General features: G+C 60.6%; 10 protein-coding genes. 6 read left to right on the top strand and 4 right to left on the bottom strand.

Annotated elements, in window-relative coordinates; translation table 11 throughout:
- Window positions 1–19: 19 nt before the first annotated feature.
- The 6 genes from ACRRQW_RS02735 (at window position 20) to ACRRQW_RS02710 (ending at window position 12,519) form a co-directional block, all read left to right on the top strand.
- Window positions 20–937 carry a dihydrodipicolinate synthase family protein gene (locus tag ACRRQW_RS02735; protein WP_438479721.1) on the top strand — a complete coding sequence of 306 codons (918 nt, stop codon included), beginning with the start codon at window positions 20–22 and terminating at the stop codon, window positions 935–937.
- A 227-nt stretch (window positions 938–1,164) separates the two neighbouring features.
- A complete protein-coding gene (locus ACRRQW_RS02730) occupies window positions 1,165–3,021 on the top strand; it encodes a sialidase family protein (RefSeq protein ID WP_438479720.1) in 1,857 nt (618 codons plus the stop codon).
- A 256-nt stretch (window positions 3,022–3,277) separates the two neighbouring features.
- On the top strand, window positions 3,278–6,373 hold the full coding sequence (locus ACRRQW_RS02725; protein ID WP_438479719.1) for a TonB-dependent receptor: 3,096 nt from the start codon (window positions 3,278–3,280) through the stop codon (window positions 6,371–6,373).
- A gap of 29 nt (window positions 6,374–6,402) precedes the next feature.
- Window positions 6,403–8,865, top strand: a complete 2,463-nt coding sequence (locus ACRRQW_RS02720) for an SUMF1/EgtB/PvdO family nonheme iron enzyme (RefSeq protein WP_438479718.1) — start codon at window positions 6,403–6,405, stop codon at window positions 8,863–8,865.
- Window positions 8,866–8,898: 33 nt separating this feature from the next.
- The gene (locus ACRRQW_RS02715; protein ID WP_438479717.1) at window positions 8,899–10,431 is read left to right on the top strand and encodes a sialate O-acetylesterase; all 1,533 of its coding nucleotides are present in this window, start codon (window positions 8,899–8,901) and stop codon (window positions 10,429–10,431) included.
- Between the two features lie 33 nt (window positions 10,432–10,464).
- Window positions 10,465–12,519: an FG-GAP repeat domain-containing protein gene (locus ACRRQW_RS02710; RefSeq protein ID WP_438479716.1), complete on the top strand. Its 2,055-nt coding sequence runs from the start codon at window positions 10,465–10,467 to the stop codon at window positions 12,517–12,519.
- Window positions 12,520–13,083: 564 nt separating this feature from the next.
- On the opposite strand, the gene ACRRQW_RS02705 is transcribed toward ACRRQW_RS02710, so the two are convergent.
- From ACRRQW_RS02705 to ACRRQW_RS02690, 4 genes are read right to left on the bottom strand one after another with little or no spacing between them, the layout of a single operon-like run.
- Complete coding sequence (locus ACRRQW_RS02705; protein WP_438479715.1) at window positions 13,084–14,592, bottom strand: type IV secretory system conjugative DNA transfer family protein; 1,509 nt, start codon at window positions 14,590–14,592, stop codon at window positions 13,084–13,086.
- Window positions 14,589–15,089, bottom strand: a complete 501-nt coding sequence (locus ACRRQW_RS02700; protein ID WP_438479714.1) for a hypothetical protein — start codon at window positions 15,087–15,089, stop codon at window positions 14,589–14,591. Before ACRRQW_RS02700 ends, ACRRQW_RS02705 begins: the two co-directional genes overlap by 4 nt.
- A complete protein-coding gene (locus ACRRQW_RS02695; RefSeq protein WP_438479713.1) occupies window positions 15,086–15,784 on the bottom strand; it encodes a division plane positioning ATPase MipZ in 699 nt (232 codons plus the stop codon). The genes ACRRQW_RS02700 and ACRRQW_RS02695 overlap by 4 nt, the downstream gene beginning before the upstream one ends.
- Window positions 15,785–15,787: 3 nt before the next feature.
- Window positions 15,788–16,141 (bottom strand): hypothetical protein, encoded by a 354-nt coding sequence (locus tag ACRRQW_RS02690; RefSeq protein WP_438479712.1) that lies wholly within the window; start codon window positions 16,139–16,141, stop codon window positions 15,788–15,790.
- Between the last annotated feature and the right edge of the window lie 102 nt (window positions 16,142–16,243).

Below are 16,243 nucleotides of genomic sequence, written 5' to 3'. Positions count from 1 at the left end.
CGTTTGTTTTTTTGGGACGATGAAACTTTTGCCTGAGGTGCAACTCTGGTCTGCCGTGCCGACTCCCTTGACGGATGATTCTAAAGTCGACGTGGCGTCGGTGGAAAAAATGATCCGTCAGGCGGTGACTGATGGCATGCGGGGAGTGTTTCTCGCGGGCACCTGCGGCGAAGGTCCTTGGCTGCCGGATCGCGAGCGAAGGACGCTGGTTCAGGCCGCGGTGAAAGCGGCTTCGGGCCAGTTGAAGATCGCCGCGCAGGTGTCGGACAATTCCGTGCCGCGCATTCTCGACAATGTCAGCCTGGTGGCCGAGGTCGGTGCGGACTTCGGCATCGTCGCCGCGCCTGCAACAATGATGAATGCGACCCCGGATCGAATTGCGGCGCTGTTTGCCGAAGCGGTCTCCGCGAGTCCGCTGCGGATGGGGATCTATGATTTGGGACGGCATCGGCCGATCATGATTCCCGAAGACCGGCTCAAGGACCTGTATCTTTTGCCGAATGTGCACCTGGTGAAGGACAGTTCCGGTTCGCCTGAGCGTCGCGCGATCGCGTTGGCCGCGCAGAAGGAAAAACCGGCACTGACGCTTTTCAACGGTGATGAGTTCCGGTGTGTCGACTACCTTGAGGCGGGCTATGACGGCTGCATGTTTGGCGGGGCGGTGGCGGTGGCCCCGCAGCTGGCCAAAATCGTCGGGCTGTTCCGGGCGGGCCGGCGGGATGACGCGCGGAAGATCGAAAGGGAGATGCAAGCGGCGCTTTTCGGGATCTACGGAGGGCCCTCGATTGCCTGCTGGTTGACCGGCCTGAAGTATTACATGGTGCGCCGCGGGCTTTTCTCCACCGCTACCAGTTTTCTCGGCTATCCGCTGCATGACGACTGCCGCACGTTCATCGAGGACTACGCCACTTCGTCGCACGGTCACGCGATTACCTGAGAAAGGGAGGAGGGAGGTCATTGCGTCCGGAGGAAGTCTCTATGATGGCAGCCGTCAAAGAGCAGGAAAATCACCAAGTGCTGGTCAAATATTATTACCAGCCCATCAATTTTGAAGACAACTCGGACGAGTCCGCATAAACGCGCTGGCCAGTCCGCCGGACAGGAAAGTAAATACTCACTGGCGGCGATTTTCCGGCCCATTTCCAGATTATCCTCACTTTGACTATGTTTCCATTGTCCATCCCTGCCAATCGCCACCGCCGCCTGATGGCGAAGTCCTGCTTCATCGCTTTCGCCTTCTTCAGCGTAGTCGCCTTCGCGGCCTCCGTCCCGCCGATCGATGCAAGGGGCGCCCCCGGATACAGCTGTGTGATCGCGCCCGATGGCACCGCGGAGCACTATTTCACCGTCGATCTGCCAAGCTTTTCCCCGCCCGCGAAAAAAGGGGCTGTCGCAATCCCTGACAAGGAGGTCCGGCGCATAACATCCCGCGATGGCGGTCGGACGTGGGGCCTGCCCGAGAGCGTCGTGGCGCTCCCGCGCGGAATGAAGTGGTATGAAATGTCGCCGCATGCCCTTTACGATCAAAGCGGACAGCTGCACCTCTTCGCGCTGAACGTCGGCACTCCCGCACAGGAGTCCTGGCATGCGGCCAAACCAGCCGGCCAGAGCGAGTGGACGCAGTGGAAATTTCTGAGCGTATGCGGACCGCAGAACAATCCGATCCAGCTTAAAACGGGACGCATCGTGGTGCCCGTCGGCTACAATTTGCGGAGGGCAAAAAGCACGGAGGCACCGGCAGGTGCGATGGCCGTCGGATCCGAGCTGGTGAACAAGGAAGGCAAATCGGTCGAGGCGGCGTCGGCGATTCCGTGGGACGCCGCGCGCGGCGGTTGGGAGAACACCACCGTCTACTCCGACGATGGCGGTTCAACCTGGTTGCGTTCGCCCGCACGCCTGACCGTGCCCGTGCCAGCGGATTATCCCGGCGTCCATCCGGGCGGTTACGAGCCGGTGATCGTGGAACTGAATGACGGACGGGTCTGGATGCTCCTGCGCACGCAAACCGGCTACCTGTATGAATCGTTTTCAACCGACGGGGTGGAGTGGTCGGAGCCGCAGCCGACTCTTTTCCGGTCCTCGGATGCACCCGCGAGCCTGACCCGGTTGCCGAACGGCGACCTCGTAGTCGTCTGGAATAATACGGTGCTGACCCGGCCTCGCGACGGCGCATTTCTTTACACAGGGCGCGATGCCCTGCATGCCGCGGTTTCGTCGGATGACGGCAAGACCTGGAAGGGGTTCCGCGAGATTTATCGGGATCCAAAGCAAACCGATTCGGCCTTGGGCGTCGGTGACCGCGGCACCGCCTACCCGGCGGCGGTCGCAACGCCCGACGGCAATGTTTTGCTGGTTTCGGGGCAGGGGAAGGATCGCCGCCGGATCATCGTGATCGACCCGGCCTGGCTGCGTGAGCGTCGACATGAGGACGATTTTTCTGCGGGCATTGCGCAATGGAGCACTTTCAAGAGCTTCGGCCCGCCAAAAATGTGGGGCAGCGAGCGCAGCGCCGGAGCGGTTTGCATTCCTCATCCCACCCGGGCCGGCGCTCAAGTGATGCGAGTGGCGCGCCCCGACGGAAATGCAGGTGACGGTGCCGTGTGGAATTTCCCGGCGGGTCAAATCGGCAAGGTGAGCCTGCGGGTGATGCTGCGGGAGGGTTTCCAAGGCGGCCTCATCACGCTCACCGACCGGTTCTATTATCCTGACATCGTTGACGCCAATGCGGCGGGCTTCGAGCTGCCGATCAGCGCGGAGGGCCGGCTGGGCGAAGGGGTGGTTCTGGAAAAGAACCGCTGGCACGACATCACCCTGTCATGGCAAGTGGAGCAGCGCCCACCGCGTGATCGGTGGCCTGGTGTCTGCACGGTATCGATCGACGGGATCGACCGATTGTCGCTGCCTCAGTTGAACCGGGTGCCTGCGGGCGTCAGCTACCTGCGGTTGAATTCGACCGCAGCCCAGACCGACCCGGCTGGATTTATCGTTGAGCGCGTGGCGGCCGAAGTCCGGCTGAAGTAGCGCCCACGCGGGAAAATAGTCCGCGTTTGTTTCAAACGTGTGACGAAAAAACAAGGCGCGTCCCGACGAAGACGTTTGGCGACGCGTTGTTTTATCACGAGCCTCGCCGCATGACGATTCTCATGAAATCTCTCCCGTGTTTACCCCCTGGTTAAAATTTCTGACCAGTTTTTCTGCGTCGATGGCGGGAGACCGGCTCAACAGTTTTTGCCTGTCCTTCGGCAACCTTCCGGCACCCATCTCCAAATCATTCGTCATGAAAACCAGCTTGTTTCCCTGTCTCAGGCTATCGGCAATCGCGTTCCTCAATTTTTTCCTCCTCTCCTTAGCGTGGGGGCAAACCACCACCTTCGGCACGATTGAAGGCCGGGTGACCAACGACGTTACCAACCGCGCGCTCGAAAATTCGCGCGTGGTAATCGAAGGTTCCCTGCTCGAAATTTTTACCGACGCCACCGGCCATTACCGGTTCGTCAACGTGCCGGCCGGTGAAGTCAAAGTCTCCGTCCTGTATACCGGGTATCGGATCGAAACCAAGACCGTGAATGTGATGGCTGGGCAGTCGACGCAGCAGGATTACCGGATGGTGCTCGAGGGTGCCGCCGCGTCCGGCGGTTCGACGCAGGTGCTTCACCTGGAAAAATACACGGTGACCTCGGAAAAATTATCCAACGAAGCGGCGGCGCTCAACGAGCAGCGCGTAGCGGACAACATCAAGAATGTCGTGGTGTTCGAGGAATTCGGCAACATGGGCGAAGGCAATCCCGGTGAATTCCTGAAGTATGTGCCCGGCGTGTACGTGAACTATTCCGGCCCGATCGCAATCGATGTCAGCATTCGCGGGTTCCCCTCGGAAGGTACGCTATTCACCATTGATGGCAATCCGCTGGCTACCACCACGGGCACGCGCGCGTTCGAGCTCACCGGCGTGGGCACGGGTAACATCGATCGACTGGAAGTGACCAAGTCGCCCACACCCGACATGGCGGCGAATGCGGTCGGCGGTGGCGTCAATATCCGCACCAAGAGTGCGTTCATGGTGAAGGAGCCTTCCCTGAGCTACAGCGGCTACTTCAATTTCAACATCCTCAGCCCGGATTCGCCGGATGATGCGCCGCGCTTCAGCAAGCAGGTCGGGGTGCGTTCCGGTTCCACGAACGCCGCCATCCAGCCTGGCTTCGATCTCACGTACCTTCACCCGGTCAATGACAAGCTGGGTTTCACGGTCAGTCTCAGCTCGGCTAAGCGCTATTACATGTTGGATTTCGACCAGCTCTTCTGGGACCTGAACCGGGATGTGCTGACGCGGTACATCAAATTTTACTCCGTCCAGTTCTACGACAAGCAGCTGGGATCCGTGTCGCTCGACTGGAAAATTGGCAAACGCGGCGCGCTCCGACTCAGCACGCAATACGCCTCGGACGATCTGACCAATGCCGAGAATCGCATGGATTTCAGCTTTGCGACCAGCGGCACGGCGACCGGCACGCCCACCACTATCCAGAGCGCGACAAACGGCGGACGCGTCACGCCGGTTTCCAACGGCTCCAATTTCTACAAGAACACTTCGCAGAGCTCGCTGCGCTACACTTACGACGGTGATGTGTGGCAAGCCGAGCTGAATGCGGGCTATTCCCGCGCGCGGAGGCACCGGGACGATCAGGAGGACGGATTTTTCGGCACCCAGGCCGCGTTTCACGGACCGTTGACCATGCAGGCGGACGGGATTCAGGGCCTGTATAATGGCGAGAGCAACGCGTTGCCGGTGCTCGTCGCGAGAAACAACACCGGCGCCACGGTGAACGTTTATGATGCCGGGGCGGCACCGATCACCACGGCCACCTCGTTCGGGCTGCATGTCGACAACCAGATCAGCTCGGCCGATTTCAGCCTCAAGCGGGATTTCGATCCCGGTTTTCCTCTGACAGTGCGCGTGGGCGCGGCGATCAAGCAGGACGAAGTGGTGCAGGATTCGGCGTCCACCCGGATCTACACCTTCGCGCCGCCGGGTTCCACGGCGGCTTCCCGCACTGGCAATAACTACGGGCTCGTGGCCGAGGAATTCTCCGATCGGGTGAACTGGTATGACGTCACCGGCGCCCGTGTCCCGGTCAGGTTCCTGAGCAGCGAAAAACTTTTCGCGCTCTTCAAGGAGCACCCGGAATATTTCACGCTGAACGAGGCGAACGAATTCGTTTCCGCCGCCAACACCGCGAAAGCGATCACCGAGACCATCAACGCCGCCTTCATCCGTTTCGACGCCAAGCTGCTCAGCAACCGCCTGCGCGTGACCACCGGCGTGCGCTACGAAGAGACCAAGGACGATGCCCTCGGACCGCTGAACGACCTGAGCCGCACCTACCAGCGCGACGCGAACGGCAATCTCATCCGCAATGCGGCGGGCAACCCGATCAAGCTGCCAGGCACCGCGCTCGAACTGGCGAAACTCCAGTACACGCGCTACGGGCGTTCGACCCAGCGGCAATATGATGATTTTTATCCGAGCCTGAATGCGAGCTACACCCTGACCGACAACCTGCTGCTGCGTTTCGCCTATGCGCGCACCATCGCGCGGCCCTCGCTGGCGCAAATCACGCCCGGCGTCACGCTGCCGGACGTGACCACCTCCGCCTCGCGCATCATCACGGTCGTGAACGAAGGCCTGACGGCGGCGACTTCCAACAGCTACGATCTCACCCTCGAATATTACGGCAAAAAAGGCACGGTCGCCTCGGCCGGCGTCTTCTTCAAGGAAATGAAGAACTTTATCAGCCGGGTATCGATCCCGCTGACCCCCGACTTGGTGGATCTCTACGGCATCCCGGAGGACTACGCCACCGGCTACACCCTGAGCACCGCCCAGAATTTCGGTGGGGCAAATGTCAGCGGCGCGGAAGCGAGCGTGCGCCAGGCCCTGAATTTCCTGCCGGGCTGGGCGCGCGGTCTGAGCGTGTTCGCCAACGCCACGGTGCTCGAACGTTCCGGCACCAACGCCGAGGACCTCAACCAGTTCGCGGAATACAACTTCAACTACGGCGTGAGCCTCGCCCGCCCGCGCTTCCTGGTGAAGCTGAACGTGGCCATGACCGGCGAGATCCAGCAGTCCCGCGTCGCGACCAGCGCGCTGATTCCCGAGGACACGTTTGACTACAGCCCGCCCCGCACAATGGTGGATCTCTCGGCGGAGTATCGGATCGTGAAACAAGCTTCCCTGTTCCTCAGCGTGCGCAATCTTCTCCAGGCAAATAATGTCTACAACCGGGCGACGGCCACGACCCCGGACTTCTCGGAGCGGCTCGTGGTGCAACGCACCGGCGCGCTCATCAGCGTCGGCGTGAAGGGTTCTTTCTGATTAGAATCCGTGCCCGCACCCGCTTCGCCATGAAATCGATGATCACGGCGGCCTTGCTCGCCCTGCTGATGCCGGCGGCCGTGATCGCGGCCCCGCCGGCGGCCTTCACCAATTCGGTCGGGATTAAGATGATTCCGGTGGCGGCCGGCTCGTTCACGATGGGCGAGACCAACCGGACACCGGTCAAGCTGAACGGGCCGGGTTTTTCTCCGCAGGGCGACTGGGATGAACAAAACGTTCACCCAGTTCACCTCACGCAACCGTTCTTCATTTCCGAAATTCCCGTCACGCAAGCGGCGTTCCGGCAGTTCCGCGCGGAGGAGACGGCGGTCGATTTTTTTGCGCCTTACGTCGCCGGCGTCAGCTGGGACGACGCGATGGCGTTCTGCGCTTGGCTTAGCAAAAAAGAAGGCAAGACCTACCGGCTGCCCACCGAGGCAGAGTGGGAGTACGCCGCGCGCGGCGGTACGGCGTCACTGTTCTGGTCGGGAAAGCTTCCGCCAGCCCGCGATGCGGCCAATGCGTTTGGCCTGCGCGAGCTAGGCGCAGGCCTGCCGGAGTGGTGTCTGGACTGGCACGGGCAATATCCGTGGAGCGATCAGACGGACCCGGTCGGCCCCGCCAGCGGCGTCGGCCGGGTTGTACGGGGTGCCGGCATCGAACTGCGCGAGCCGCACAAGAAGCCCGAACTGGAGCGGCCGAGACTCGGCTTTACTCCCACTCACTGGCTGGCGCCCGGTGCCTATTACGCCCGTTCAGCCAATCGCGCCAGCATGCTGCCGCAGGCGCGCTCGAAGCCAGGGACGTTGAATCACTATATTGGCTTTCGTATCGTGCAGGCGGATCTGCCCGCCACTGCGCCCTTACCGACGGAGCCGACGTTTGCCTTTGAGGCAATCTTGCAGACGACGGACGCCGCACAACACGGACCACGTCCGGACCAACCCTATTTTCGCGCCCGGCCGATGCTCCCGATCCCGGCGGAGAACGACCTCAACGGCGGCGCGGCGTCGGCCGGCCTGCATCCCGGCGTGATGGCGCACGTCCACAGCGGCGGCATCGTGGTGATGCCGAATGGCGACGTGGTGCAGATCAGTTTCACCGCAAGCCGCCGCCTGACCGAGAATCAACCCAACACCCGGATGATCATCTCCCGATTGCGGCGGGGCACGGCGGAGTGGGACATGCCCGAACTTTTTTGCGACCTCGCGGATATACCCGAAATGGCCGCACTGCTTTGGAACGACGGGGGCCGCGTCTGGTTTATCGGCGGGGGCAGCTATAATTTTTACGGCGATCTCTGCTTCAAATATGCGACGACCACCGACAGCGGAGCGACGTGGAGCCCGCTGACGTTGCCGCACATCACGGCGAAGAATGCCTACATCGAAAACCAGCCGACGAACTCCATGTTCCGCGCCGGGCCGCGCGGAACCCTCTATTTCAGCAATGACGGCAAGGAGGCCTCGTCCATGCTCTGGGCGAGTGAGGATGAAGGGAAAACGTGGTTCGACACGGGCGGGCGCACCGCCGGCCGGCACACGACATTCGTCGAGTTGAAGGACGGCCGCATCCTCGGGATGGGCGGAAAGAGCTCCGACCTCGACGGCTTCATGCCGAAAGTCTTTTCCAGCGATGGAGGCAAAACGTGGAGTGCGCCCGTTAAGACGGTCTTCCCCGCGATGGGCGGCAACCAGCGGCCAGTCATCCTGCGACTGAAAAGCGGGCGTTTGTTTTTTGCCAGTGACTTCCAGCAGATCTTGAAACTCAACCCGCCGCCCGCAACCGTCACTCAACACGGCGCCTTCGTGGCCCTTTCTGACGACGAAGGGGAAACCTGGCACATCAAACGGCTCGACTTGGCGTTGCCGCACGAGGTGACCCGCATTCCCCAGGTCACCCGCGAATGGTCGGGAACGATCCCGGAAAATTTCCATGACCTCGGAACCATCGGCTACAGCGCCGCAGTCCAGGCGCCTAACGGCGTCATTCATCTGCTCACTTCGATGAATCATCCCAGCCAGCATTTCGAACTAAACGAGGCTTGGATTCTTTCCGATGTCACAGGCGAGCAAAATGCCCAGGTGACCGTGCCGGTGCCCGGCGGCGTGCAATCGCACCAGGAAAAATATTCGGACGGAAAAATCCGCGCCACGTGGGGCAGTTGTGTCGCGGCCAACGGCGATTTCGTACTGCATGGCCCGCGTGTGTCCTACTTTCCCAACGGTCGTAAACAATATGAAGCGACCTACGCCCTCGGCCACAAAGTTGGCGCGGAAACCTGGTGGCGGGAGGACGGCTCCGTGACGTGGACCCGCGAGCACCGTCCGGACGGAACCAGCACCTGGACGCAATTCTGGGAGAATGGCCGCAAACGGGCCGAATCCCACTGGAAAAAATTCGTGGCCGACGGCCCCGCCCAGCTTTGGTCGCCGAGCGGCGAGGTCAAAAGCTCGCGCGTGTTCAAAGACGGCACGCTCGTCGCGCCGTAACGACCGGCCGCCTCCGCGCGTCTCCCTCCTGACATGCTTCGTTTCTTTCGCATCTGTTGGGGACTGGCGATTGCGCTGCTCGGGGTGGCTTGCCGCGCGGATGTCACGATGGCACCGATCTTCGCCGACGGCATGGTACTGCAGCGCAATACCCAGCACCCCGTGTCGGGCCGCGCGGATCCTCAGGAGAAAATCGAGGTGGAATTCTCCAACCAGAGGAAAGAGACGAAGGCCGATGCGCACGGGCGATGGCAGGTCACGCTCGATCCGCTGCCGGCTTCAACCGTCCCAGCGACGCTGACAGTCACCGGGCGCAACCGCGTGCAGCTGCGCGACATCGTCGTGGGGGATGTCTGGCTGTGCTCCGGCCAGTCCAACATGGAGTGGGCCGTGGCGACCGCCGCGAATCCGCGGAAGGAGGCGGCGGGCGCAGATTATCCTTTTATCCGGCACTGCAAAATCGCGCGCGCCGCCGCAGATGCTCCGGCGGAAACCGTTGCCGCCGACTGGCAAACCTGCCGTCCGGACACGGTGCTGAAGTTTTCCGCCGTGGCTTATTTTTTTGCTCGCGACCAATGGCAGCACCGCGGTGTGCCGATCGGCATTGTGACCAGCGCGTGGGGCGGGACGCAGATTGAGGCCTGGACCAGTGCAGCCGCGCTCAAAAGCGATCCGGATTTTTCTCCGGTGTGGGCGCGCTGGCAAAAAGTGCTCGACGATTTTCCGGCGGCCGACGTGAACCAGAACGCTGCGATCGACGCCTGGAAGAGGGCTGCCGCCCAAGCGAAGGCTGCGGGCCAACCGTTCACGACCCGCCGGCCGTTGCGGTGGAAAGACCAGACGGCGCGGCTGCAGCCGGGCGGACTTTTTAACGGAATGATTCACCCGCTTGTGGGATTTCCGTTTCGCGGCGTGCTTTGGTTTCAGGGAGAGGCGAACGAATTTCGACCGGCTGAATACGGAAAGCTCTTCCGGGCGATGATCACCCAGTGGCGCAATGATTTCGCGCGACCGGAGCTGCCGTTTTATTTCGCCCAGCTGGCAAACTTCGCGACCGTGGGGGATGCGTCCGGTGAAACCCGGGCATGGCTCCGTGAAGCACAGGGCGAGGCGCTGCAACTCCCGCATACCGGCATGGTCGTCACGATCGATATTGGCGACGACGACGACATTCATTTCAAAAACAAACAAGAGGCAGGGCGTCGTTTCTCCGCGCTCGTGCGGGCCAATCTCGACCGGGAAACGGTTGCGACCTCCGGTCCGCGACTCTCGGCCATTAGGCCGGACGGCAAGGCTATCCGGGTTGAGTTTGCTCCCGGGGATCCGTTGGTAAGCCAGCATCAACCGCCAACCGGCTTCGAGGTGGCTGGCGAAGACCGGCGTTTTTATCCCGCAACGGCCGTGGTGACGGGTAATCACGTGATCGTCAGCGCGGACAGCGTGCCCGCTCCGGCTGCGGTACGCTACGCGTGGAAAAACACCCCGGAGATTTCGCTCTTCAATTCCGCCGGTCTGCCGGTTGCGCCGTTTCGATCCGACAACTGGCCGCAAAACCCGACACGCTGAACGATCGGTTAGTGATTCACTGACGAATATAACATGTCGCGGTATCGTCATCATTGGATCTTTCTGTGGTTTATTGCGGGGTGCTGGGGTGCAGAGGGAGCCGAAGCGTCCGGGGTGACTCCGGCCCGATTCGAGGCGATTCGTTATCGCGATGCCGAACTCACGGTCGATCTGGGTATCGGGCTTTGGGGCTGGCCTGTCCCCGCGGATCGCAATGGTGACGGGTTGCCGGATTTGATTTTGGTGGCGGCAAGCTCGACTTCGCAGGGCACGTATTATTTCGAGAATACCGGCCGGCGCGATATGGTGACCGGCACCGAGGTTTTCAAGCCGGGCGTGCGCCTGAGCCACGGGAAAGTCGATGTCACACCCTCTTACACGAAGCAGGGTTTGCGGGTACTATCGCCGGGATTTGAGCATCCGGATTTTCTCGCGCAGGGACTGAATCGTCGCGTCCCGTTGCCCGTGAAGGCAGACGCGGTGCACCAAACCAGCGGCAGGGTGCGCGGCAACCAATGGAGTTATGTGGATTACAATGGCGATGGCGTGCTGGATCTCGTCGTGGGAGTGGGCGATTGGACCGACTACGGCTGGGACAACGCGTACGATGACAACGGGCGGTGGTCGAATGGCCCGCTGCACGGTTTCGTCTATGTGCTGTTGAACCGCGGCACCGACGAATCGCCTGCTTATGATGCTGCCTTCCGGCTTGAGGCGGACAGCCGGGCGATCGACATGTACGGAATGCCGTCGCCGGTGTTTGCGGATTTTCTAGGCACCGGCAAACTCGACCTGATCTGCGGGGAATTTGTCGATGGATTGACGTTCTTCGAAAACATCGGCACCCGGGAACAACCGCGTTATGCGCCAGGCCGCCGGCTCGTCTTTGCCGGCCGGCCGCTCACGCTGCCCTTGGCGATGATTGTGGTGACGGCTTACGATTGGAATCAGGACGGGAAGCCGGATTTGGTCGTCGGCCAGGAGGACGGCACCGTGGCATGGCTGGAAAACACCGGGCGGGCGATCGTGAGTGAGCGGCGGGCCAACCTGCGCGAACCGCCGCCAGCGAGTCGTCAGCCCGCTTTTTTACCGCCGAGATTTTTCCGTCAGGAGGCGGATGCGGTGAAGTTCGGCGTGTTGACGACACCGGTCTCGGTGGACTGGGACGGAGACGGCCTGGCCGATCTCATCACGGGAAATACCGCAGGGCAGATCGCGTTCATCAAAAATCGCGGTGGGAATCCGCCGGTCTGGGCCGCGCCGGAACTGTTGAAAGCCGGCTGTGATCCGATTCGGATTCTCGCCGGGTACAACGGTTCGATCCAGGGGCCCGCCGAGGCGAAGTGGGGCTACAACAATCTCGGCGTTGCTGATTGGGATGGCGACGGGTTGCCTGACATCCTGGCCAACACGATGACCGGGGCCGTCGTCTGGTTCAGAAATATCGGCACCCGTACCTCACCCGAACTGGCCCTCCCGGAGCCGGTAAAGGTCGCGTGGAACGGGCCGCCGCTCAAGCCCGCTTGGAACTGGTGGAGTCCTGCACCGGGCGATCTCGTGGTGCCTTGGCGTTGCACGCCGTTCATCATCGATCTGGATCAGGACGGTCTGGCGGATCTGGTGACAGTCGATACAGAAGGGTATCTCGCGTTTTATCGGCGGGAGGTTCGTAACGGTGCGAGGATCTTGCTGCCGGGGGAGCGGATCTTCCACATGAAAGGTCCATCCAGTTTTAATCACATCCACCAGCCGACGGGCGCGCAAGACGGCCCGCTCCAACTCAACAGCGGGAAAGCCGGGACGAGTGGCCGTCGCACGTTCTGCTTCGTCGATTGGGATGACGACGGCAAAATCGATTTATTGGTCAATAGCGTGAACGTGAATTTTCTCCGAAATATTTCCACGCAGCCCGGAGAGTGGCTGTTTCAAGATCAAGGCCCGGTGGACGGCCGGAAACTCGCTGGACACAGCACTTCGCCGACGATTGTCGACTGGGACGGGGACGGTTGCCCGGATTTGCTGGCTGGAGCCGAGGACGGTCATTTTTATTTTCTCTCAAATCCCCATCGATCTACAGGGAGGAAATGATTTGCTCAGCAAACCGTCGTCATCGGCCGCATCGATCAACGAATAAATCAATTTCCCTTCGTTGGAAGTTAAGAGGGGATGAACCGCCATCGGATAAGATGCGTTAAAGTTAACCATGTTTTAAGGTGTGAGCCTTTCCATCGTTAGCCAGGAATCGGGGCAGAACGACATCGTCCGCCCGGTGACCGATTTCCTGCAGGAGCCCCATCACTTGACCGACTTGGCGCGAATCCGGGAGTCGGTGGAGGTGAGCCCAGTCCGCCACCTGTCGGCGGAGCGAGCGTTTCGGAGCGAGCAGGTTTCGGGTCTTAATTAAAATCGCAGACATGCCCCGATGAAAATCTCTGCGTAATTTCGCGCAAGCGACCCAGCGCGGTGTCGCCTGAATGTCACATCGATTGGACGCATCTTTGTTACAGTTGTGTGAACGCGAGCGGTAGTTTGAACGAACCTTACATGGCGACGTCTTTCTCGACGTGTAAGTTTGCTTGGTGTTAGGCAAAAGGCCGTCTCAGGGGTGAGGCGGCCTTTGTATTTTCTAATCTTCGCTCTGCTTAAGGAGAATCATAGCGATTTCCGCGTTTGGGTCAGGCCCTGGCTCGCGTTCGGCACGGTGAACGATGTGAACGGTAATTTGCGCAGGAGAGGACGGCCAATTGTCCGAGGATGTCTCACTACCGCCCGCCCATCACCCAACGCCAGGAATCGCGCGGGTTTAACCCAAGGTTCATCGACCGGCTGCCAGCTTCGGGATATCCTTCCACTGCTCACGCCACCGGAATACTTGCGAACTTCGCGCGCCCCCATTTTCTCCGCGAGAATCTTCGCCCCTTTTTCATCGGCAGCGCGAAAATGAATTTGCGTCCTGAGGTTCGCCATAAAGACGTCCGCCTTGGTCGGGGTTTCAAACGAGGCGTACAGGGATAACGGCGTCTGCGTTGCGGAAATCAAACACACGCCGGCCTCTCGCAATTCGTCGACGGTGGCATGGTCGGAAAAACCATCTTCAGAAACAAGCGTGGTTTTCTGGCCTTCATCCAAAACCAAGACGATTACGTTGCGCTGCCGCATCTCGGTTGGCTCCAGATCGAAACGGCGAAACGCATGCAGGAAAAACAACTGCTTGCAGAGAAGGTTAAGGTAGCGCCGTTCGACTTGGTAAGTCTGCGGAATTGATAAACAAATCAGCCGCCCCGCATCGACTTCCGACAGGGTGAAATTCGGATTCACCGCACACACCACCTCGCGGATATCCGGCGGCGTGTAAGGCCGGAGGTAGTTCGCGACCGTAAACACGGTCCCGCTTTTCTGCTCCGGTGGCTGCTCAGCAAAGTCTTTAAAATACTGCCGCTCCACCGCCGCCTCTGGGCCCGGCTGTGCACCCAGCCGCTCCAGCAAGAGTGCCGTCTCGGTGGAAATACAAATCGCATCGTGCACATTTGCGAGGGTCACCGGCAGACCAGCCAGCTCGAGCGCGCGCATGGCGTGCGTGATCACATCGCGGGCCGTCTCCTTGAAAAAACTCTGCCCTCCGCGCTGGCCGGCAGCGGTCGCCGTATCGACGACGATCTTCGCATAGGTGCTCCAGGGCACCGCTGAATCCCCCAGCAAGTTTACGCGGAGCGGGGGCGTCCATTTATCAGGAGGGATGTGCGTTGGCCGCACCCGGATGAGCCTGAGACTGTCCTCCTGGCCCAACGCCCGCGCCATTGACTCCAACGGTTTCCACAACGCGCCCTTTGAATCCACGGCGAGAATCCCGGTCTCGGGTAACGTTGTGCGGAGGCCGTGGACGATTGGCACCACCGCGCGGGCCGTCTTTCCGGTGCCGGTCGCCCCCGTCACGAAAAAATGGCAACACGCCTCGTCTCTCGTCCATTCAAGACCCCAGAGTTTGAGTACCACAGACTTTTGAGTGCGGGCATCTGTCGCGATCGCACCGTAGGCGAGCCACAGTCCCACTGTTTCCATAAGGATCACCACGCTGTAGCTGGGCACCGTGGAAGCAAATCCCCGCACGCAGGCCGCTCCCAAAAAACACAACGCACTCAACGCAACTGCACGGATCGTCACGCGAGAAGTACGATGACCGCCGATAACACGCCCAGCGTAAGACCCGTCAGGAACACCGCGAGTGACTGACGGCGCTGGCTGGTTTCGAAACTGCGCGCCACGGGTGCTAACGCCTTTTCAAAGGCGTGGAGACGTTCGAGTGCCGTCCTCACTGGTTTGCCCAACATCTCTTCCAATTGCTCACTCCACTGCGCTGGCTTTTCCTCCAGCGCCGCCTGCACACTGGCCAGCCCTTCGTTCACCCCGCTGATCGTTTCGGCCGTCTGGGCCAGACTGTTCACCCGCGCGTCCAGCATCGTCCTCATTTCAACAATGGCCGCCGCCAACGTATCCTCGGATTGCTTCACCCGGCGCCAATGCCAGGCGATGAGCAAATAGACCGGATCCGTTGGGTGCAGTTTATAGTGAGCCGGAACCCACGAAAGTTCATCGGGAAAAGCTGCCGGATCGAGAAACTCCTCCGCGGTCGCCACCGGCTTGGAAGCGGGAGCTTTCACGGCAGCAGCAGCTTTCCCGTTTTCGAAAATTCCACGCGCATCTGTTCGTGGAAGCGCGTGCACCGAGAACGATCGAGTAGGTGCAGTTTTTCAGCACTCCGGCCTCGCCCCACGGTGAGATTGGCCGCTTGCAGCCGGTTCCGGGTGACCTCGGTCAGACACGGAATATCAATCTCCGCCGCCTCCAAAGCTTCCAGACGTTTCCGCGCCTTGCTCTGATCAAAAATTTCCAAGCTTTCGCTGCCCCGCAAATTCTTCGCTACGATCCATTTCACCCGTTCGCCGTGCGAATCGAGTAACTCCACAATTTGCGAATGAGCGTCCTTGTCGTCAGTGGCAATGACCACGAACACCAAAGTGCAATCGAGTTCCGCCTGCATCTCGGGCAACTGGGCATCGTCCAAGTATTCCAGCACTTTGCTGCCGCCTGACGCCCGGTTGTCCACCAGCACCACATCCACCTCCGGCAGCACGTGCACAATCCGATCTAACACCCCAAGGCGGTCGCGATCTACGTCCGTGTTGATGAATTCCGCCTCCGGCACCAGCCGGCAAAACGTGGAATTCGCGTGGTCGAGATCGAACGCCTTTACCCGCAGACTGGCGTCGACGAGGTAGTCATGCAGCAAGGTCGCGACAAAACTTTTGCCGATTCCGCCTTTGTCTTGAGGGAATAAAATGATCCGTTTGCTCATAGGTTAATAGTCGTCGCGGGCAATTTTCGGACCGCGCTGTGCCACCCCGGGTGGTTGCGGGCTGGCTATCTTAGGAGTAGGCGAAATCGGCGTTTTGCCGCTGAGATGTTCCTGACGCATCCGTTCGATTTCCACTTTCGTAATCGCGCGCCGACAGTAAGCACCGACGCCCGCCGCCGATACCTTGATGCCGTGGCGGGTGAGGGCGGCGGCAATCTGCTCGTAGCTCATGAACTTGGCACGCCATAACACCAACACGTCACGGTAAGGACCGAGCAGGCCGCGGTGATGAACGGCGGGATCGTAGCTTCGGGCATCGGCCAGCAAACGGGCATGTAATTCAGTGGGTCCTGACATACCGACCGATCTTAATTATGTATGGGTTTTAGGCAACTGGCTCACTGGTATGTGCGGGCAGAAGGCACGAACCATCTCGCATCGACCGGCGCGAGGTTTCCT

This window comes from Oleiharenicola lentus, from assembly GCF_051660365.1.
GTDB lineage: Bacteria > Verrucomicrobiota > Verrucomicrobiia > Opitutales > Opitutaceae > Lacunisphaera > Lacunisphaera lenta_A.
Note: the sequence above shows the minus strand (reverse complement) of the source record. Positions and strands in the feature narration are given on the sequence as shown.